The 18,904-nt window shown below is 63.3% G+C and carries 13 protein-coding genes; 8 read left to right on the top strand and 5 right to left on the bottom strand.

From position 1 onward, the window contains the following. Positions 1-11 precede the first annotated feature (11 nt). The 3 genes from ACILSQ_RS04035 (at position 12) to ACILSQ_RS04025 (ending at position 3,678) form a co-directional block, all read left to right on the top strand. Positions 12-1,310: an SUMF1/EgtB/PvdO family nonheme iron enzyme gene (locus ACILSQ_RS04035; RefSeq protein ID WP_395742298.1), complete on the top strand. Its 1,299-nt coding sequence runs from the start codon at positions 12-14 to the stop codon at positions 1,308-1,310. Continuing rightward, a complete protein-coding gene (locus ACILSQ_RS04030; protein ID WP_395742297.1) occupies positions 1,307-2,503 on the top strand; it encodes an NnrS family protein in 1,197 nt (398 codons plus the stop codon). The genes ACILSQ_RS04035 and ACILSQ_RS04030 overlap by 4 nt, the downstream gene beginning before the upstream one ends. A gap of 74 nt (positions 2,504-2,577) precedes the next feature. Beyond that, positions 2,578-3,678: a radical SAM protein gene (locus ACILSQ_RS04025; RefSeq protein ID WP_395742296.1), complete on the top strand. Its 1,101-nt coding sequence runs from the start codon at positions 2,578-2,580 to the stop codon at positions 3,676-3,678. Between the two features lie 14 nt (positions 3,679-3,692). Here ACILSQ_RS04025 and ACILSQ_RS04020 read toward each other — a convergent pair whose 3' ends face one another. From ACILSQ_RS04020 to ACILSQ_RS04005, 4 genes are all read right to left on the bottom strand, one after another. Continuing rightward, positions 3,693-4,226 carry a hypothetical protein gene (locus ACILSQ_RS04020; protein WP_395742295.1) on the bottom strand — a complete coding sequence of 178 codons (534 nt, stop codon included), beginning with the start codon at positions 4,224-4,226 and terminating at the stop codon, positions 3,693-3,695. Positions 4,227-4,303: 77 nt separating this feature from the next. Then, complete coding sequence (locus ACILSQ_RS04015) at positions 4,304-5,839, bottom strand: arylsulfatase (RefSeq protein WP_395742294.1); 1,536 nt, start codon at positions 5,837-5,839, stop codon at positions 4,304-4,306. Between the two features lie 78 nt (positions 5,840-5,917). After that, complete coding sequence (locus ACILSQ_RS04010; protein WP_395742293.1) at positions 5,918-7,342, bottom strand: sulfatase; 1,425 nt, start codon at positions 7,340-7,342, stop codon at positions 5,918-5,920. 21 nt (positions 7,343-7,363) lie between these two features. Then, on the bottom strand, positions 7,364-8,734 hold the full coding sequence (locus ACILSQ_RS04005; RefSeq protein ID WP_395742292.1) for a sulfatase: 1,371 nt from the start codon (positions 8,732-8,734) through the stop codon (positions 7,364-7,366). A 213-nt stretch (positions 8,735-8,947) separates the two neighbouring features. Here ACILSQ_RS04005 and ACILSQ_RS04000 point away from each other — a divergent pair, with 213 nt between their 5' ends. Both ACILSQ_RS04000 and ACILSQ_RS03995 read left to right on the top strand, forming a co-directional pair. Next, entirely contained in the window at positions 8,948-10,360 is a 1,413-nt protein-coding gene (locus tag ACILSQ_RS04000) for a sulfatase (protein ID WP_395742291.1), read from the top strand. A 111-nt stretch (positions 10,361-10,471) separates the two neighbouring features. Continuing rightward, positions 10,472-11,614 (top strand): cytochrome P450, encoded by a 1,143-nt coding sequence (locus tag ACILSQ_RS03995; protein WP_395742290.1) that lies wholly within the window; start codon positions 10,472-10,474, stop codon positions 11,612-11,614. Positions 11,615-11,618: 4 nt separating this feature from the next. Here ACILSQ_RS03995 and ACILSQ_RS03990 read toward each other — a convergent pair whose 3' ends face one another. Further along, a complete protein-coding gene (locus ACILSQ_RS03990) occupies positions 11,619-12,077 on the bottom strand; it encodes a hypothetical protein (RefSeq protein ID WP_395742289.1) in 459 nt (152 codons plus the stop codon). Between the two features lie 106 nt (positions 12,078-12,183). On the opposite strand from ACILSQ_RS03990, the gene ACILSQ_RS03985 reads away from it, so the two are divergent. The 3 genes from ACILSQ_RS03985 (at position 12,184) to ACILSQ_RS03975 (ending at position 18,901) form a co-directional block, all read left to right on the top strand. Further along, positions 12,184-13,590 carry a sulfatase-like hydrolase/transferase gene (locus ACILSQ_RS03985; protein ID WP_395742288.1) on the top strand — a complete coding sequence of 469 codons (1,407 nt, stop codon included), beginning with the start codon at positions 12,184-12,186 and terminating at the stop codon, positions 13,588-13,590. A gap of 23 nt (positions 13,591-13,613) precedes the next feature. Then, the gene (locus ACILSQ_RS03980) at positions 13,614-15,038 is read left to right on the top strand and encodes a sulfatase-like hydrolase/transferase (RefSeq protein ID WP_395742287.1); all 1,425 of its coding nucleotides are present in this window, start codon (positions 13,614-13,616) and stop codon (positions 15,036-15,038) included. 116 nt (positions 15,039-15,154) lie between these two features. Further along, complete coding sequence (locus ACILSQ_RS03975; protein WP_395742286.1) at positions 15,155-18,901, top strand: family 16 glycoside hydrolase; 3,747 nt, start codon at positions 15,155-15,157, stop codon at positions 18,899-18,901. Positions 18,902-18,904: the final 3 nt, after the last annotated feature.

Genomic DNA, 18,904 nt, shown 5'->3' with positions numbered 1-18,904 from the left:
GACCTCCCCTCATGCGCCTGCTTCTCTCATCTTTCCTCCTGGCGGTGGTCTCCCTGGCCGCCGCAGAGCCGCCACCAGGAATGGTCGCCATCCCGGCGGGCCGTTATGCTCCGGCGTTTGGCACGGACGCCAGGGCGCGTGTGGTGGAGGCGTTTTTAATGGATGCAGCCCAGGTCACCAATGGCCAGTTCCTCGACTTTGTGAAGCAGCACCCCGAGTGGCGGCGCTCGCGCGTCCCCCGCAGCCTCGCGGATCCAAACTATCTCTCCCACTGGGCCGGTGATCTGGATCTTGGCAGCGACAGGCTGCGTGCCGCACCCGTGACGCATGTCTCATGGTTCGCCGCCAGGGCCTACTGCGCGGCCCATGGCAGGCGCCTGCCCACGCAGGACGAGTGGGAGTTCGTGGCGCGCGCGGACGCCACGCGGCCGGATGCAAGCAAGGACCCCGCGTTTGTGCAGCAGCTTCTGGCCTGGTACTCCCGCCCCGCCACCAGCGCCCTGGATGACGTCCGCGGCACGCCGGCCAATGTGTACGGCCTCCGCGGTCTTCATGGCCAGGTCTGGGAATGGGTGGAAGATTTCAATGCCACCATGGCAGGCGCGGACTCACGGAGTGACGGCTCTCCTGACCCCAAGCTCTTCTGCGGCGCGGGCTCGCTGCTGGCGGCAGATGCGGGAAACTACGCCGCATTCATGCGCTACGCTTTTCGCTCCAGCCTCAAGGGCCCCTACTGCGTGGGAACCCTCGGCTTCCGCTGCGCTCAGTCCGCGCACGAGACACCGCGGGCACCCGCGCCCTCCACCTTGACCACGCTCGATGACCTCCCCGGCCAATGGCGCGCGCAGGACGGCCGCGTGGTGGATCTCTCCAGTTTGCGTGGCACCGTGCGCGTGCTGACCATGGGCTTCACGCGCTGCAGGTTTTCCTGCCCCCGCATCCTGGGCGACATGCAGCGCATCGAGCGCGAACTCGGCGCCGCTGCGGACAAGGTCCGCTTTGTCTTTCTCTCCATCGATCCCGAGGAAGACACGCCTGCACAGATGTCAGGCGTGTTGCGGGACCGGCACATGAATCCCGCGCGCTGGACCTTCCTCTCCGCGGAGGAAAAAATCGTGCGGCAGGCGGCGGTGCTGCTGGACTTCAAGTACTCCAGGGTCGATGGCTTTTTCACCCATTCCAATCTCATCGTGGCACTGGATGAAAGCGGGCGGGTGATCGCCCGCCATGAATCGCTCGATGCAGACATCCGCCCCGTCATCGAAGCGGTGACGCGGCATTTGCCGCAAACCTCGCCCCCCCGGCCATGAGTTTTCCCGCCTGCAAGCACAAGAAACACCGCGCCCCCGGTCCGCGCCGCGCTGGCCTGCGCTGGCTCGCGGCGGAGCCGTATCGCCTCTTCTTTTTCAGCGGCGCCGTGTGGAGCATCATCGGCGTGGCGCTGTGGCCATTGTTTTACGCGCAGCAGATCGGCTTCTACCCCGGCTTCGTCCACGCCCGCATCATGATCGAGGCCTTCGGCGGAGCGTTTGTGGTCGGCTTTCTCGGCACCGCCGGCCCCCGCATGGCCACCGCGCCAAAGCTCACCCCGCTGGAGCTCTTCTGGCTCTTCGCGCTGCATCAGGCCTGCGGCATCGCGCACCTCTCCCTGCGCATGGCCTGGGGAGATGAATGTTTCATCGTGCTGCTCGGCTCGCTGCTGCTCTGCCTCATGGTGCGTGTGGTGAAGTTCCGCCAAGAAGCGCCGCCGCCCCAGTTGCTCCTGGCGCTCACCGGCTTGATCTGCGGCATCACGGGCTCTTCCTTGCTGCTCTCAAATGCCACCCTGCTGGATCCCCAGCGCCTGCGTCTCGCCACTCTCCTGCTCTACCAGGGCCTGCTGCTGCCGCCGGTGCTCGGCATCGGTGCCTTCGTTTTTCCCCGCATGCTAGGCGGAGATTTCGGCGATCCCAAAACCCCCGCCCAGAGCCGGATCAAACTCATCCGCGCCCTCGTGGCGGCGCTCCTGCTCGTGGTCAGCTTTGTCATGGAGGCACAGGGCTGGGTGCTGTCCGGCTATTCGCTGCGAGCCCTCGTGGCTGCGGCCTATCTCCTGATGGAAGTACGCTGGAAAACCTCGCAAAGCGGCTCGCTCACCACCGGCTTGTTCTGGGCGCTCGCCCTTGGCGGGCTGGGGCTGGCGCTCGCCGGATTTTTCTACCCGCAGCACGTCAGCGTGGAGCACCTGCTCTACATCGGCGGCTTCGGCATGCTCATGCTCGTCGTGGGCAGCCGCGTGCTCTTCGGTCATAGCGGCGATCTCGAAGGCTTCTTTGTGAAAAGCAAATGGGTGCGCTTCCTCATCTTCCTCGGCGTGCTGGCCGCCATCACCCGCGCCACCCCCGCCTGGGTTCCGTCCACCACCGTCTCCCACCACATCTACGCCGCCGTCACCTGGGCCCTGCTGGCCCTCTTCTGGCTGCTCTGGCACCGCCGGCGCTTCGTGAAGAGGGATGAGGAGTAGTCTTCCCGCAAAATCAGCACATCATTCCCCACGGACAGAAGGGACGGAAACCTCATCCTCCCGTTAGTTCTCTTATGAACCCCGCACTGAGCAATCCCGAATGGTCCAGGGTCGAATCGATGGCCTACGATGGCTTCGATGAGCGGCCCTTCCTCGTCTTCTGGGAGATCACGCGGGCCTGCGCACTGGCCTGCAAACACTGCCGCGCGGAGGCACAGCCCCGCCGCCATCCTGATGAACTCAACCGCGCGGAATCGAGCCGCCTCATCCGCCAGCTTGCCGAACTGAAGCCACCCATGCTCATCCTCACCGGCGGCGATCCGCTCATGCGCACGGACGCGCTGGACCTGGTGCGCGAGGCCACGGCTGCGGGGCTGCACGTTGGGCTCAGCCCTTCCGCCACAGCGCGCCTCATGAATGCGGACTTTGCCGAAATCAAAGCCGCGGGCGTGGAGCGCATCTCCCTGAGCCTCGACGGTGCCACGCGCGAAACACACGACGCCTTTCGCGGTGTGGAGGGCACTTTCAACCGCACCATCGCCGCCGTGCACCGCGCCCACGCCGCGGACCTGAGCGTGCAGATCAACACCACCCTCACGCGCGGAAACCTGCGCGAGTATGAGGCCTTCAAGCAGCTCATGTTTGAACTGAAACCCGCCATGTGGAGCGTGTTTCTGCTCGTGCCCACCGGCCGCGCCGGCATCGCGGACCTGCCCGATCCGCAGGATATCGAGCATGTTTTTCAAGACATGGCTTCACTGGTCGGCAAGGCGCCCTTTGCCATCAAGACCACGGAGGGCCACCACTTCCGCCGCGTGCTGATTCAGAAACACGGCGCCGGCGGCAGGCAGCGCCCGGGCATGCGCTCACCGCTGGGCATTCGCGACGGGCGCGGTGTGATGTTCATCTCCCACACCGGCGTGGTCTCGCCCAGCGGCTTCCTCCCCTTCGACTGCGGCAACGTACGCCATGAACAACCCGCGGACATCTACCGCCATCACCCGCTCTTCGTCTCCCTGCGCGACAACGACGCCCTCGGCGGCAAATGCGGCCGCTGCGAGTTCCGCACCGTCTGCGGCGGCTCCCGAGCCCGCGCGTTCGGCGTCACAGGCGATCCCTTTGCAGAGGATCCGGCGTGTGTGTATCAGCCAAGGCTGGCGGGTGCAAATGCATGATTGAGAGCCGAACGCTAGGATTGCAGAAACTGAAAATTCTTCTGGAGGCGCGGCTCTGAAAGCACCGCTTTGGTCAGCGTACTGGCAAGCGCCGGAGGCAGAAACTGCTCCAGCCCCAGACGCAGTACCAGCCGGTTGGGCGCTGCCAGAGGTCGGATCAAAAGCAGGGCGTCCAACGCCTTGCGCACCAGCTCAACGCCATCCACACCCTGATCCCATAAGGATTGAAGGATGATGACGAGCGCCACCGCGGTGCTGCGCGAACGACCGGCCCAGCAATGCACCAGCAGCGGCGCATTCCGGCACTGCTTCGCAAAGCGCAGAATGCTCTCCAGATGCGCCCGGCTGGGGCTTTCCGCCTCGGTTCCCACCTGGACATCCAGAAACACAAAGATCCGGCTTCTCAATGCGTCCTTCAGCGAGGCTTCAGGATGAGCAGGTTCGCGAATGCTGATGACGTGCCAGCGGCCGGGTTCGCGCGCCAGAAATCCCTCCACCTCCGCATGCGGACAGACGGCGATCTCGCGCTGAAGGCTCTCGATATACATCGGGACACGTAGCACAGCAGGGGAGCGCGATCCACGGCCCAACGCGAGACCCGGATAGTCCCGCCCCCCCTCCCCGCTCACAGCGCAGGCGGCGTCCAGTCCGGAATCCCCCCGGCCTTCTGCTGCTTCTCATACGCCTCCCAGAAGGGCCGCGTCGGAGACATGGGCGCGGTTTCATTCACCATCAGCGGGCGCGCCTCCTTCCAGAAGGCCTCATACGCAGCGCCCATTTTCTGCACCACTTCAGGGTAGTCCCCGCTCACATCCGTCTTCTGGTAAGGATCAGCCTCCAGGTCATACAGCGCGCCCTTGCCGGGCTGCTTCGCGGCCGCGGCAGGCGCCTGCTGTTTCTTCTTCGGATTCCCCGGGCCCATGCGCGGACCCACAAAGCGGAAGCGCTGATTGCGCACGCCGTAGTTGAGGAACTCCTGCGTATTCGGCTCCGTGCCCGTGGGCCAGCGCGCCACATGGGTGAAAAGATAGCGGTCCTCCCAGTTCGCCGCCTTGTCCTCGATCAGCGGCAGCAAACTGCGGCCCTCCACCTGGTTCTTCGGCAGCTCGGCATTCGCCAGCGCCGCAAAGGTGGGCAGGAGGTCGATGTGCGCGGCGATGGTCTTGATGTCGCGGCCGGGAGTGATGTGCCCGTCCCAGCGGATGAAAAACGGCACACGCACCCCGCCTTCATCGGTGGAGCCCTTCATGCCCACCTGGTCGCCATTGAAGAAGGGATAGCCGGGAATGATCTCCTTGCCCCCGATGGCCGCCCCCGGCCCGCCGCCCGTGGTGCCGTTGTCAGACATGAAGATCACCACCGTGTTTTGGTACAGGTCCCACTCCTTCAGCTTCTCCGCCAGGCGCCCCATGTTTTCGTCGATGTTTTCGATCATCCCATAAAACCCGGCCTGATCTTTGGCAAAGCCGAGGTCGGTGAAGCGTTTCGCATTCTTCTCCGGCGCGGTGTAGGGGCCGTGCGGCGCATTGGTGGCGATGTAGGTGAAGAAGGGCTTGCCGCTGTCCTTCTGCTGTTTGATCCACCCCAGCGCTGCGGTGAAAAACACATCCGTGCAGAAGCCATGCGTCTTCACAAAGCTGCCATTGTGCCGGATGACGGGGTCGGTGTACTTGTTGTCCGGCGCATCGGCACAGGAGCAGTCATAAGCCTGGCCGATCCCGCCCGCACCGTGGATGAAGGCTTCGTCAAAGCCGCGCTTGTTGGGCTGATACGCGTCTTCATCTCCCAGGTGCCATTTGCCAAAGATGCCGGAGGTGTAGCCTGCGGTTTTGAGCACCTGCGGCAGGATGGTGGCGTTCAGCGTCATGCGCTCGCGCTCCAGGATCGTGTGTGTGATGCCGTTCTTCAGATCATGCCGCCCCGTCATGATGGCGCTGCGTGTGGGCGAGCACGTGGGGCTCACCAGAAAGCGGGTGAAGCGCAGGCTCTTGTCATGCAGCGCATCGAGATTCGGCGTCTTCAGCCATGGGTGCCCCTGGCAGGCCATCTGCGCATATCCCTGGTCATCCGACATGACGAGGATGATGTTCGGCCTGCTGCCGGCGAGGTCGGCAAACGCATGCAGGGCCAGGGCAAAGAAAAAGGTCAGGGCGAGTTTCATGATGGGTCGGGAATGTGAGGACGCAGGCGCGGCCTTGCTCTTTCAAACAAACAATGCGGGTCGCACGGGCAGGCGCGGCTATTTTTTATACGGCGTGCGTTTCACCTCCTCGACCACAGGCACGTCCTTGTTCATCGCTTCATACGCGGCCAGCAGGCGTTTCACCTCCTCCGGGTGCTGTGCCGCCACGTCGTGCTGCTCGCCGGGGTCGTTTTGCAGGTCAAAGAGCTGCATCTTCGCCGCCGCATCTCCGGTGTTGAGGCCCGGAAAGGCGTCCAGATTGTACTGCTCATACGGCGCGAGAATCGTCACCCCGTCCGGCGCGCGCGGGTCCAGCCACCTGCCGTCCGCTTCGGCCTTCAGCTTGAGCTGCGTGGCGGGCAGCACGTGCAGCTTCCACCGCGCATCGCGGATGTTCGCCAGCTTGGAGTTGAGATGGCCAAAGAGGTATTCATGCGGCGGCTTCCCATCCCCCTTCAGCAGCGGCAGCAGGCTCCGGCCATCCAGCACACGCTCGTCCGGCATCTTCGCGCCCGTCGCTTCCAGCACCGTGGCAAAGAGGTCCATGGTGATGGCCATCTGCTCGCTCACACGTCCCGCGGGAATCTTGCCCGGCCAGCGCGCGATCATCGGCACGCGGTAGCCGCCCTCCCATTGTGCGCCCTTCATGCCGCGCAGCCCGCCGGTGCTCCCGCCAAACCACGCCCCATTGTCACTGCTGAAAAGCACCAGCGTGTTCTCATCCAGCCCCAGCTCCTTCAGCTTCGCCAGCACCTGGCCCGCGCTCCAGTCCAGCTCCGCCACCGCATCGCCATAGAGTCCCGCACCGCTCTTTTTGTAAAAGGCCTCGGAGGCCGCCAGCGGCTTGTGCGGCATCGCTTCGGCGAGATAAAGAAAAAACGGCTGGTCCTTCCTGCGCTCGATGAAGCCCAGCGCCCGCTCTGTGTAGCGCCGTGTCAGCGTGGCCTGCACCACCGGGTATTCAATGACCTGCGTGTCTTCCAGCACCTGCACCGGCCGCATGTCATTGGAATACGGGATGCCGTAGTATTCATCAAAGCCGCGCTCCGTGGGCAGAAAGCCCGCCTTGTGCCCCAGGTGCCACTTCCCCACCATGCCCGTGGCATAGCCGGCGGACTTCAGCACCTGCGCCAGCGTGACTTCTTTCTCCGGCAGATGCAGCGCATCTGCCGCGGGGCCGCCATCAGGCGCGGGGTTCGCCGTCATGCCGCAGCGAAAGGGGTAGCGCCCCGTCATCAGCGCGGCGCGCGTGGGCGCGCAAAAGGGAGCGGGACAGTTGAACTGCGTCAGCCTCGTTCCCTCCGCCGCCATGCGGTCCAGATTCGGCGTCTTGATCTTCGGATGCCCGTAGCACCCCAGATCTCCGTAGCCGAGATCATCGGCCAGGATGATGACGACATTCGGCGCCGCCGTTGCAAAGGCGCTCTGCCACAGCATGCCGCCGGTCAGCAGAGTGAGTGCGATCAGGGAGATCTTCTTCATGGCAGGACATCCATACGCAGCTTACCTCCCCGCCCTTTGCACGTAGTCGGTGCCCGTCAGGCTTTTCTCCACGGAAGCTTTCCAGGCGTTCAGCTCCGCCGTCATTTTCGCCACCCGTTCAGGCTCCTGTGCCGCCAGGTCGGTGGTTTCCTTCGGGTCTTTGGACACATCATACAGCAGCACCGTGGGCAGCACGGCCTCATCCTTCTTCTTTTTCCTGCCCCGCGCGCCCGCCGGATTCGTGTGCAGCTTGTAGGGCCACTCCAGCAGCGCCGCATGGCCTCCGCCGTCGCGCCCGTGCGCCCAGAAGGGGATCGCCTTGCTGCGCGTCTCCGTCTGCCGGTCAAACAACGGCAGCAGGCTGATGCCATCCAGCGGCTGGATCTGCTGCTGCGCCACGGCCCCGGTGGCCGCGAGCACGGTCGGGTAGATGTCCAGCGTGGAGCAGGGCGTCTCGCTGACAAAGGGCTGCGTGATGCGCGCCGGCCACTCCACCACCGCGGGCACTCGCAGCCCGCCCTCCCACAGCGTGCCCTTTTCACCGCGCAGATGGCCGGTGGACTTCGGGCCCGCATGTCCGCCGTTGTCGCTGTTGTACCAGAAGATCGTGTTGTCCGCGACCTTCAGCTCCCTCAGCGCCGCGCGCAGCCGCCCCACGCTCCGGTCCACGGCGGTGATCTCCCCATAGTAGTTCTGCTCCTCCTCGGAAAGACCGCTGTAGGGCGCCTTGTCCGCCGGCAGTGCGATGTGCGGCACATGCGGCGAGCCAAACCACACCACGCTCAGAAAGGGCTTCCCCGCCGCGGCCTGCTTCTTGATGAACTTCAGCGCCTCATCCGTGGTGACGTCCGAGCTGTCGCCGTGAAATTTCTCCGGCACCCCCTGGCGTCCCAGCACGGGATCCAGGTCAAAGAAGTTGTCCGCGGAGACCCATTCATCGAAACCCATTTTCCCAGGCGAAAGCGGATCGCTCGTCAGAATGGCGCGCCCTGGCATGTCGGTGGTGTTCTTGTCGCCGTTCTTGCCATTGAGGTGCCATTTGCCGAAGTGCCCCGTGGCATAACCCGCCGCCTGCAGCACCTTCGCCACCGTCAGTTCCTCGGCCCGGATGGGCGCGCCCGGATTGAAGGTGCCCATGCGGTCCGGGTGCCGCCCCGTCATCACGCTGGCGCGCGTGGGGGAGCAGTTGAAGTGAGCCGTGTAGAAACGGTTCAGCCGCACCCCGCTCTTGGCCAGCGCATCCAGATTCGGCGTCTTCAGGTCCGGATGCCCGTTGTAGCCCGTGTCTCCCCAGCCCTGGTCATCCGCCATCACCAGCACCACATTCGGCGGCGCGGCGAAGATCGCATGCGAGAGGATGAATGACGCAAGGAGCAGGATCAGTGTTTTCATGGTTGAGGGCATGGGCATGGGCTGGAGCTGCATTCAGTCGGTATGGCGCGCGTTTCTCGCCTCCGCGCATTTCGTATTGAACGAAAGGCCTGCCCGGATCGATCAGCAGATTCCGAAGCCCGGCATAAAGACTTTCGCGGTACGAAATGAAAAACCACCCGCATCCATTTTTTTGCTGGCAGACTGCCTCTCGCGCTTCGTTAAACACCGACCATGAAATTCCTCCCTGTGCTTCTCTCTGCCCTCGCCTGCCTCACCCTTGCCCCAGCTTTCGGGCAGCAGGGAAAGCCCAACATCCTCGTCATCGTCGCGGATGATCTCGGCTACGCGGACATCGGCGTGAATGGCGGCAAGGTGGTGCCCACGCCAAACATCGACGCCCTCGCGGCCAGCGGCGTACGCTGTACGAACGGCTATGTCACCGCGCCCTATTGCAGCCCTTCGCGCGCGGGCTTCCTCACCGGCAAATCGCAGACACGCTTTGGCCACGAGTTCAATCCGCATGTGGGCGATGAGGCAAAGCTGGGCCTGCCCCTGGACCAGCGCACCATTGCGAATGTGCTGCACGATGACGGCTACGCCACCGCGCTCATCGGCAAATGGCACCAGGGCTTTGATGCCGCGCATCACCCGCAGTCGCGCGGCTTCGATGAGTTTTTCGGCTTCCTCGTCGGCGGTCACAATTACCTGCTGCATCACGATGCCGATCCCGAATTCGGCTCCGCGCATTCGCACAACATGATCTACCGCGGTCGCGAGCTCCAGCACCTCGACGGCTACACCACGGATCTCTTTACGGATGAGGCGGTGGGCTTCATGAACCGCCATGCGCCGAAGCCCTGGTTTCTCTACCTCGCTTACAACGCCGTGCACACCCCGCTGGAGATCGCGGACAGAGTCAAGGACCGCATTCCCGCCGATGTCACCGACCCAAACCGCCGCGGCTACCTCTCCCTCCTTCTGGCGCTGGATGATGACATCGGCCGTGTCACCGCCGAACTGAAGGCGAAGCACCCGAACACGCTGGTGTTCTTTTTCAGCGACAACGGCGGCTCCGGCCGGAAACCCTTCTTTGCTTACAACACCGGCGTCAACACCCCGCTGCGTGGCGACAAAGGCCAGACGCTGGAGGGCGGCATCCGCGTGCCGTTCTTCGTAAGCTGGCCCGGCAAACTGCCCGCTGGCAAAACCTACGACCAGCCGGTGAGCACCATGGACATCCTGCCCACCGCCTGCGCCATCACCGCGGCGAAACAGCCGGACGGTGTCGAAGGCGTGAACCTCCTGCCACACCTCAAAGGCGAAGCCACCACCCCTCCGCATGACACCCTGGCCTGGCGCTTTGGCCCGCAGAAAGCCATCCGCCAGGGAAACTGGAAGCTCGTGGACGTGCGCGACATGGAGACCAAGACCCAGTCCGGCTGGCAGCTTTACGATCTGAGCACAGACATCAGCGAGGAGCACGACCTCGCTGCAGCAAAGCCGGAGCTTGTGGCCAAACTTTCCAAAGCCTGGGACGACTGGAATGCCAAAAACATCGCGCCGCAGTGGCACGGCTCTCCCAACGAAGACCCCACCGCTCCGGCCAAACCCGCCGCCAAGGCGGGAAAAGCGAAAAAGAAATGACCAGACGGCCTTATCACAGGCCGCAGGCATCATTCTACAAAGAGCAGCCATTGCGCAGAAAGCAGGCAGCATTCAGCGTTGCATGATTCCGTCATTCGTCATTTTCTCGCCATGCCCGCTTTTTCAGATCCCTTCCGCGAAGTCCGCAGCGCCTCTGGCGTGATGCAGTGCCCCTTTCACGGCGAAGACATCACCATGATCCTGCGCCACGAGGACGTGCGCAAGGCCGCCAAGGACTGGCAGACCTTCAGCTCCGACGCGCCCTTCCGCGTGCCCATTCCTTCCGAGGAGGCCGTGCGCACCATGCGCCAGCTCCCCATCGAGACGAATCCGCCGGAGCACACGGATTACCGCGCCATCGTCGAGCCCTTCTTCCAGCGCGCCAAAGACCCTGCGATGATCGCGCAGGTGGAGGCGCTGATGGACGGCATGCTCACGCAGGCGCTGGGCCGCGATTCGATTGAGATCGTGAACGAGTTCGCGCTGCCCATTCAGTCACGTGCCCTGACCCACCTGCTGAACGTTCCCGCTTCCGAAGGCGAAACGTGGATCGGCTGGGGCATCCATGTGTTCAAGGTCACCGGTGGCGAATTCAAAACCGGCAACGTGCTGGAAGACTATCTCCACGCTCAGTTTGACCGCGCCGAGGCCAATCCCGGCGCGGACTTTTTCAGCGCTCTCACACAGGCGGAGTATCGGGGCCGCAAGCTCACGCGGGAGGAGATGATGGGCTTTGCCAATCTCGCCTTCGCCGGCGGACGTGACACCATCATCCACACCATCTCCTGCGCGCTCGGTTATCTGGCGGAGCATCCGGAGGCGCTGGAGTTTCTGCGCGCAGATCCCAAGCGCATCACCCTCGCCAGCGAGGAATTTTTCCGGGTCTTCATGCCGCTCACTCACATCGGCCGCGTCTGCCCCGCGGATACCGACGTCAACGGCGTCACCGTGAAAGCCGGCCACCGCATCTCACTCGCCTGGGCCTCCGCCAATTTCGACTCCACCGCCTTCCCCCAGCCCGAGGAAGTTCGCCTGGACCGCAAACCGAACCCGCACCTCAGCTTCGGCTTCGGCACCCACCTCTGCCTCGGCGCCCCGCACGCCCGTCTCATCCTCCGCACCCTCCTGCGTCTGTCCTGCGAGCGCGTGAAGAGCATCACCATTCTGAAAGCTGAGGAGCGCGTCGAGCACGAAGCCAAGTTTGACCGCACGCTGGGGTATGACTCGCTGACGGTGAAGCTGGAGGGCCTTTGATTTCTCACCACCCAATCAAGCGCGTGATCGCTGCGCGCAGGGCGGTTTCCAGAATCGCGGCCTCTGAGTGCGTCACGGGGATGGTCACCTTCTTCACACTCTTCGACGCCGCCTCCTGACGCGACATGCTCATGAAGTACGGCGCCTTCTGCGGATCATCGCGGAAGGTGAGTTCAAAGGCGCTGTTAGCCTTTTCAGACTGGTGGAAAAGCTTGGCCTGCTCCTGGCGGCCTTGCAGCGTGGCCAGCACGGTGCCGAGATCGGACAGGCCCCATTTCATGGTGATTTTCTGCTCCCAGTCGAACTGCTTCTCCCCGCTCTGCGAAGCTGCATCCACAAACACCGCCCCTTTGGCGCGATTGAACTCAAACCGGATCACACCGCCGGTGCCACGGCCGTTGGGCTTGTAGATGGCGTATTCAGCGGACTGCTTGGCGGTGGTGGCGGTCGGTTTCGGGCTCATGAGGGCCGCAGGCTAAAATGCCCCCCGCCGAATGACAAGCCTCGATGCTGAATCCGATACAGCATTTGCTGAGATGTTGGCGTGGGACCGTTCGTTTACCGGGCGCATGTCCAGCCCGTCCGTCATCCTGCTCCTCGTCGCGCTCATCTCCCTGCCGCTCTTCGCCGCGGAAAAAGCGCCGCGACCCAACATCGTCGTCTTCATCTCGGACGATCACGGCATGCTGGACTCCGAGCCCTACGGTGCCACGGACATCCGTACGCCGAACATGACCAAACTCGCCGCGGAAGGCATGAAGTTCACCCACGCCTTCGTTGCCTCTCCGGCCTGCGGCCCCAGCCGCACCACGCTGTGCACGGGGCTCTGGCCGGCGCGCAATGGCGCGGAGCCAAATCACAAGGCCAAGAATCCCGACGTGAAATCTCTGCCGCCGGTGCTGCATGCACTGGGCTATGAAGTCGCCGCCTTTGGCAAGGTGGCGCATGGCAACTACGGCAAAGACCACGGCTTTGATGTGATGGGCGGCAATCAGATCGGTGATACGGACACCATGGAAGTCGCCAAATTCCTCAGCACCCGCGATGCCTCCAAGCCGCTCTGCCTCTTCTTCGGCACGCACCATCCCCATGTCCCCTGGGGCGAAAACGCCGGTTATGATACCGCCACCCTCAAGCTCCCGCCTACGCATTTGGACACCGCCGCCACCCGCGAGCAGCGCGCCCGCTACTGCTCAGACATCACGCGTGCGGACACGCTGCTAGGTGAGCTGCGTGCCCTGGCCAAAGACAAGGTGCCAGGAGACACGCTCTTCATCTACACCGCCGACCACGGCGGCCAGTGGCCGTTTGGAAAGTGGAATCTCTACGATGCCGGCATCCGCATCCCTTTCATCGCCGTGTGGCCCGGTCATTTGAAACCTGCCTCGACGAACGACGCCATGATCGCCTGGCCAGATTTGATACCCACCTTCATCGAGCTCGGCGGCGGCACCGTGCCGGAGGGCATCGACGGCAGGTCCTTCGCCGCCGTGCTGCTGGGCAAAGCCACCGCTCACCGCGAAAAAATCTTCACCACCCACAGCGGCGATGGCGACTTCAATGTCTATCCCATCCGCAGCGTGCGCACGCGTGACTGGAAGTACATCCGCAATCTCCATCCCGAATTCCAGCACCACACCCACATCTCCCGCTCCAGCAAGGTGACCAGCGGGCTGAACTACTGGCAGAGCTGGCTCACCGCCGCCGAAACCAGCCCCGCCGCTGCCGCCACGGTGAAGCGCTACTCGGTACGCCCCGCGGAGGAACTCTACGATGTGAAGAGCGATCCCAACGAACTGCGCAACCTCGCCGCCGATCCCGCGCAAGCCGACCGCCTCCAGCGGATGCGCGCCGATGTGGATGCCTGGATGCAGCAGCAGGGCGACAAGCAAACCGTCTTTGGCAAACCTCTCCTCATCGGCGAACCGGTGACGATGGTCGATCCCGGTGCCGGTAAAAAGAAGAAAGCCAAATGACCACTCATCTCCATTCTCATCCCATGAAAATCATCGCCACTCTTGTTTCGTCATTCCTCATTCTGGTTTCGTCATTCGCTGCGGAGCAACGCCCGAACATCGTCTTCCTGCTCATCGACGATCTCGGCTACGCCGACTGCGGCTTCAATGGCGGCAAGGAGATCCACACCCCAAACATCGACAAGCTCGCCGCCGGCGGCACCGTGCTGGAGTCGCTCTACGTGCAGCCTGTCTGCTCTCCCACACGCGCCGCATTGATGACCGGCCGCTACGCCACGCACACGGGCGTGTACACCATCGTGCGCCCGCACGCCACCTGGGGCCTGCCACTGACGGAGCGAACCATGGCCAATGCGCTGCATGACGCGGGCTACGCCACCTCCATCATCGGCAAATGGCACCTGGGTGAGTTTGAACCTGCTTATCTGCCCACCGCGCGCGGCTTTGACCACCACTACGGCCACTACTTCGGCATGCTGGACTACTTCACCCACATGCGCGGCCCGGATCTCGACTGGTACCGCGATGGCCAGCAGATCAAAGAAGAAGGCTACACCACCCATCTCCTCGCGAAGGAGGCCTGCCGCACCATCACGGAGAAGGACAAGACAAAGCCGCTCTTTCTCTACCTGCCCTTCAATGGAGTGCACGGACCCCTGGAAGTGCCGGATGAATATCTGAAACCCTACGGCGCTCTGACGGGCGGACGGCAAAGACTCGCAGGCATGCTCGCCGCGGTGGACGAGGCCATCGGTCAAATCGTCGCCGCCTTGGAAAGCAGCGGACAGCGGGAAAACACGCTCATCATCTTCTCCACCGACAACGGCGGCCCGCCTCCAGGCACCAACACACCTCTGCGCGCTTTCAAAGGCAGCATCTACGAGGGCGGCGTGCGCGGCTGCGCCTTTGCCAACTGGCCCGGCCACATCCCGGAGGGCAAACGTCTCAAGGAGCCCATGCATACCGTGGACTGGTATCCCACCTTGGTGAAACTCGCCGGCGGCTCCCTGGAACAAAAGACGCCGCTCGATGGCAAGGACGTCTGGCCCATGCTCACCCAGGGCGCGCCCTCGCCGCACGATGCCATCCTGTGCGTGCAGTCCCCCACCGTGGCCGCGGTGCGCATGGGCGACTGGAAGCTCGTCATGAACGGCAGCGATGCCGACAGCGAAAACGCCCCCGCAGGCGCCAAAGGGAAAGGAAAGGGAAAAAAGGCAAAATCCACCACCGCGGATTCCGCGACTGCGGCGCAGTTCGGCGAAACCCTCGCTCTCTACAATCTCGCCACCGACATCGGCGAAAAGAAAAACCTCGCCCTCGCCGAGCCCGAGCGCGTGGCCGCCATGCGCGCCCGTTTGGCGGAGTTCCTCAAAGACGCCGCAAAGCCCGGCCAGTTGGGGCAGGAAGCCAATGCCTTGATCGAGCAGCCAAAGAAAAAGGCGAAATAAGAGTCTCTGTCGCGCCGGCTCGCAGCATCGCAGGCCGGCACGGCTCAATTGCGGAATCCGACACATCCTTTGCCGGTATTTCCAGACAAGAGCGGACGTTTTACCACGCTCGCACCATGACTCGCATCCTCCTTCTCTCACTCCTGTTTGCCACCACCGCCCCGGCCCAGGAAGGTTTCAAACCGCTCTTCAATGGCAAAGACCTCACCGACTGGGACGGCAATCCCGAGCTGTGGAGCGTGGAAGACGGCTGCATCACCGGGAAAACCACCGGGCCTGAGCAGCTCAAGTACAACCAGTTTCTCATCTGGCGCGGCGGCGTGCTGAAAAACTTCGAGCTGCGGGTGAAGGTGAAGGAGGCGGGCAACAACACCGGCATCCAGTACCGCAGCCGCGAGTTTCCCGAGACCGGCAAATGGTCCGTGGGCGGCTACCAGTGCGACATCCATCCCTCAGCTCCAAACAACGCCATGGTCTATGGCGAGAAGTGGGGCGGCATCCTGGTGCAGAACGGGCAGAAGGTGGTGATCGATCCCAGCGGTGCGAAGTGGCTGACGGGCGAGCACGAACCCGTGAAGGTGGACATCGCCGAATGGCATGAGTACACGGTCATTGCTCAAGGAAACCATCTCGTGCACAAGATCGACGGTCAGCAGACCATCGACCTGCTGGACTTCGGCGCAAAGACCCAGCTTCTCGAAGGCATCCTCGCCTTTCAGATTCATCGCGGCCCGGCCATGAAGGTGCAGATCAAGGACGTGATGCTCAAGGAACTGCCCGAAGGTGGCGTGGCGGCCTTTGACAAAAGCATCATCGCAAACGCGAAGCCGCTGGAAGCAAAGGCCAAAGCCAAGGCGCAGCCCAAAGCCGAAGTGGTCACGCCCCCGCCCGCTGCCAGCGATGCAGCAGCGACCGCGGAGTGGAAATGGCTGTGGAGCGACGCGCCCATCGCAAAGGACGCCGCGCGGCTGAAGAAGGAGTTCGATCTCGGTGAAGCTGCCATCAAGCGAGCAGTCCTGCGCGTGAGCTGCGACAATGGCGCGCAGGTTTTCCTCAATGGCGAACTCGTGCTGACAAACCCCGACTGGCAGCGGCCCACGCAGGCGGATGTGACGAAAAAGCTGAAGAGCGGGATGAACGAACTGCGCGCTGAAGCCACCAACAAAGGCAGCGCGGCCGGATTTCTCGCCGTGCTCAGCGTGACCTTTGCCGATGGGAAGGAGCAAAGCATCTTCACCGATGCCTCATGGCTGGCGGCAGCGCCGAAGACGGACGAATGGAAGCCCGCCAAGGTAGTGAACACCTACGGCAAAAAACCGTACGGCGAGATCTTCAACAAAGACCGTGTAAAAAGCGCCGCAGCGACTTCGGATGAAGTCATCGCCCCGTCAGACATCAAGGCGCTGCCCGGTTTCAAAGTGGAGCTGATCCACAAGGTCACGAAAGACACTGAAGGCTCCTGGGTGGGAATGACGGTGGATGACAAAGGCCGCATTCTGGCCACGGACCAATACGGCGGCCTTTTCCGCCTCACGCCGCCCCCGGTGGGCAGCGGTGACAAGGCGCAGGTGGAAAAACTCAGCGCGGAGATCAATGGCGCGCACGGTTTGCTCTATGCCTTCGACAGCCTGTATGCCCTCGTGAATGAGAAGCCGAATGTCGCGGGCCTCTACCGCCTGCGCGATACCAAGGGCACCGGCCAGTTTGATGAAAAGATTCTCCTGCGTGAGATCAAAGGCCAGGGCGAGCACGGCAACCACAGCGTCACGCTCTCGCCGGATGGAAAGAGCCTGTATCTCTCCTGCGGCAACGGCACGGTGCAGCCGCAGATCGAGCACACACGCGGTTCGCGGCCTTTTGCGGATGACCAGATCGTGCCCCGCACCAGCAAAGGCGCGGAGTTCTCCGATACAGAGCCGCAGGCCTTCACGCTCAAGGTCTCGCCCGATGGGAAACGCTTTGAGATGATCGCCGACGGCATGCGGAATCACTTCGACAGCGCCTTCAATGCCCTGGGCGATCTCTTCACTTATGACAGCGACATGGAGTGGGACGCGGGCATGCCTTGGTACCGGCCCACGCGCATCTATCATCTGGTGAGCGGTGGCGACTACGGCTTCCGCGAGTCCTCAGGCAAGCTCATGGGCTACTGCCCGGACATCGTGCCGCCGCTGGTGGAAGTGGGCCCGGGTTGTCCCACTGGGGTCGTCTCCGGCCTCGGCGCAGCCTTTCCTGCGAAGTATCAGCACGCCATCTACGCCTGCGATTGGACCTACGGCACACTCTACGCCGTGCATCTCACGCCAAAGGGCGGGGGCTATGAGGCGAAGCTGGAGGAGTTCATCTATGGCAAACCCCTGCCGCTGACCGATGCCGTCATCGGCAAGGACGGCGCCATGTATTTTACTATTGGCGGCCGCCGCACTCAGTCGGCCATGTATCGCGTAACTTATGAGGGCAAGGAGAGTACCGCTCCGGCCGCAGCACCCGCCGAAACACCAGAGCACAAGCTGCGCGTGGAACTGGAGCGCCTGCACGAAGAAGGCACCGGCCCCGAGGCCATCGACAAAGCATGGCCCCATCTCGGTCATGCGGATCGTCTGGTGCGCTACGCGGCGCGGGTAGCCATCGAGCGCCAGCCCGCGAAGCTCTGGGCCGCGCGTGCTCTGAAACAGACGGAGCCCTGGGCCGTGATCGAGAGCGGGCTCGCGCTCGCCCGCTTCGGTGGAAAGGAAAACCAGCCGGCGTTGCTGGCCATGCTCAATGCGCTCAATTTTGCCAAGCTCGATGCCGCGCAGCAGATCGCCCTGGTGCGCGTGTATGAGGTCACGGTGGCACGCAGCGGCCTGCCGGAGGGAGACTCGCTCACGCAGACGATCTCCCGGCTGGACGCGGTGTTTCCCGCGAAGACCAACGACCTCAACCGCGAGCTCTCGCGCACGCTTGCAGCGCTGGGTTCAAAGGAAGTCGTCGCCAAGACGCTCAAGCTCATGCGCGGCGCGAAGGACGATCCGGTCTCCTGGCTCTCGGTGGAGCGCATGGCGCGCAATGACCGCTACGGCCCCAATTTCCTGCGCAGCGGCGAGGCACGGCCCAACCAGCAGCAGCTCGCCTATGCGTATGGCCTGCGCTTTACCAAAGAAGGCTGGACACCGGAGCTGCGCCGCGAATTTTTCACCTGGTTTGCCAGCACGGGACCGTGGCAAGGCGGCAATCAGTTCCGCGGATTCCTCGACACCATCCGCATGGATGCGCTCGCTTCCGTGCCGGAGGCCAAGGATCGCGCACAGCTCGCAGCTCTCGCCATTCCGAAAGTGCAGAACGTTGCACCCGTCGTGATTCATCCACCAAAGGGGCCCGGGAAAAACTACAGCATCGATGAAGTCGTGGCCTTCGCCAAGAACGCGAAGAGCGGGCGCAATTTCGAGCGCGGGCACGAGCTCTTCATCGCCGCCGCATGCCAGGCCTGCCATCGCCTCGGCAATGAAGGCGGCGGCGTAGGCCCGGACCTCACCGGCGCCGGAAACCGCTACACTCTGCGGGATCTCATGGAGAACATCATCGATCCCAGCAAGGTCATCTCCGACCAGTATGAGAGCAGCATCATCACGCTGAGGAATGGAGGCACCGTCGTGGGTCGCATCACTGGCGAGGAAGGCGGCTTCCTGCAAGTCGCGACCAACCCTGCTGCGCCCGGCGAGATCACCGAAGTCCGCAGCGACAAGGTCATGTCCCGGAAAGCGTCCCCTGTCTCCCTCATGCCGCCGGGCCTCATCAACAGCATGAACCAGGACGAAGTGGAAGATCTCATCGCCTACATCCTTTCGGGTGCGGACAAACGGAACAAGATGTTCAAGAAGTGAACT

This window comes from Prosthecobacter sp., from assembly GCF_044227185.1.
Lineage (GTDB): Bacteria > Verrucomicrobiota > Verrucomicrobiia > Verrucomicrobiales > Verrucomicrobiaceae > Prosthecobacter.
The sequence above is the reverse complement of the archived record's forward strand: the minus strand, read 5'-3'. Positions and strand labels throughout refer to the sequence as shown.

Bases quoted from the DNA above. Each gene is read 5' to 3' on its own strand.
- ACILSQ_RS04035 (WP_395742298.1), top strand. From the start codon at position 12: ATGCGCCTGCTTCTCTCATCTTTCCTCCTGGCGGTGGTCTCCCTGGCC.
- ACILSQ_RS04030 (WP_395742297.1), top strand. From the start codon at position 1,307: ATGAGTTTTCCCGCCTGCAAGCACAAGAAACACCGCGCCCCCGGTCCG.
- ACILSQ_RS04025 (WP_395742296.1), top strand. From the start codon at position 2,578: ATGAACCCCGCACTGAGCAATCCCGAATGGTCCAGGGTCGAATCGATG.
- ACILSQ_RS04020 (WP_395742295.1), bottom strand. From the start codon at position 4,226: ATGTATATCGAGAGCCTTCAGCGCGAGATCGCCGTCTGTCCGCATGCG.
- ACILSQ_RS04015 (WP_395742294.1), bottom strand. From the start codon at position 5,839: ATGAAACTCGCCCTGACCTTTTTCTTTGCCCTGGCCCTGCATGCGTTT.
- ACILSQ_RS04010 (WP_395742293.1), bottom strand. From the start codon at position 7,342: ATGAAGAAGATCTCCCTGATCGCACTCACTCTGCTGACCGGCGGCATG.
- ACILSQ_RS04005 (WP_395742292.1), bottom strand. From the start codon at position 8,734: ATGAAAACACTGATCCTGCTCCTTGCGTCATTCATCCTCTCGCATGCG.
- ACILSQ_RS04000 (WP_395742291.1), top strand. From the start codon at position 8,948: ATGAAATTCCTCCCTGTGCTTCTCTCTGCCCTCGCCTGCCTCACCCTT.
- ACILSQ_RS03995 (WP_395742290.1), top strand. From the start codon at position 10,472: ATGCCCGCTTTTTCAGATCCCTTCCGCGAAGTCCGCAGCGCCTCTGGC.
- ACILSQ_RS03990 (WP_395742289.1), bottom strand. From the start codon at position 12,077: ATGAGCCCGAAACCGACCGCCACCACCGCCAAGCAGTCCGCTGAATAC.
- ACILSQ_RS03985 (WP_395742288.1), top strand. From the start codon at position 12,184: ATGTCCAGCCCGTCCGTCATCCTGCTCCTCGTCGCGCTCATCTCCCTG.
- ACILSQ_RS03980 (WP_395742287.1), top strand. From the start codon at position 13,614: ATGAAAATCATCGCCACTCTTGTTTCGTCATTCCTCATTCTGGTTTCG.
- ACILSQ_RS03975 (WP_395742286.1), top strand. From the start codon at position 15,155: ATGACTCGCATCCTCCTTCTCTCACTCCTGTTTGCCACCACCGCCCCG.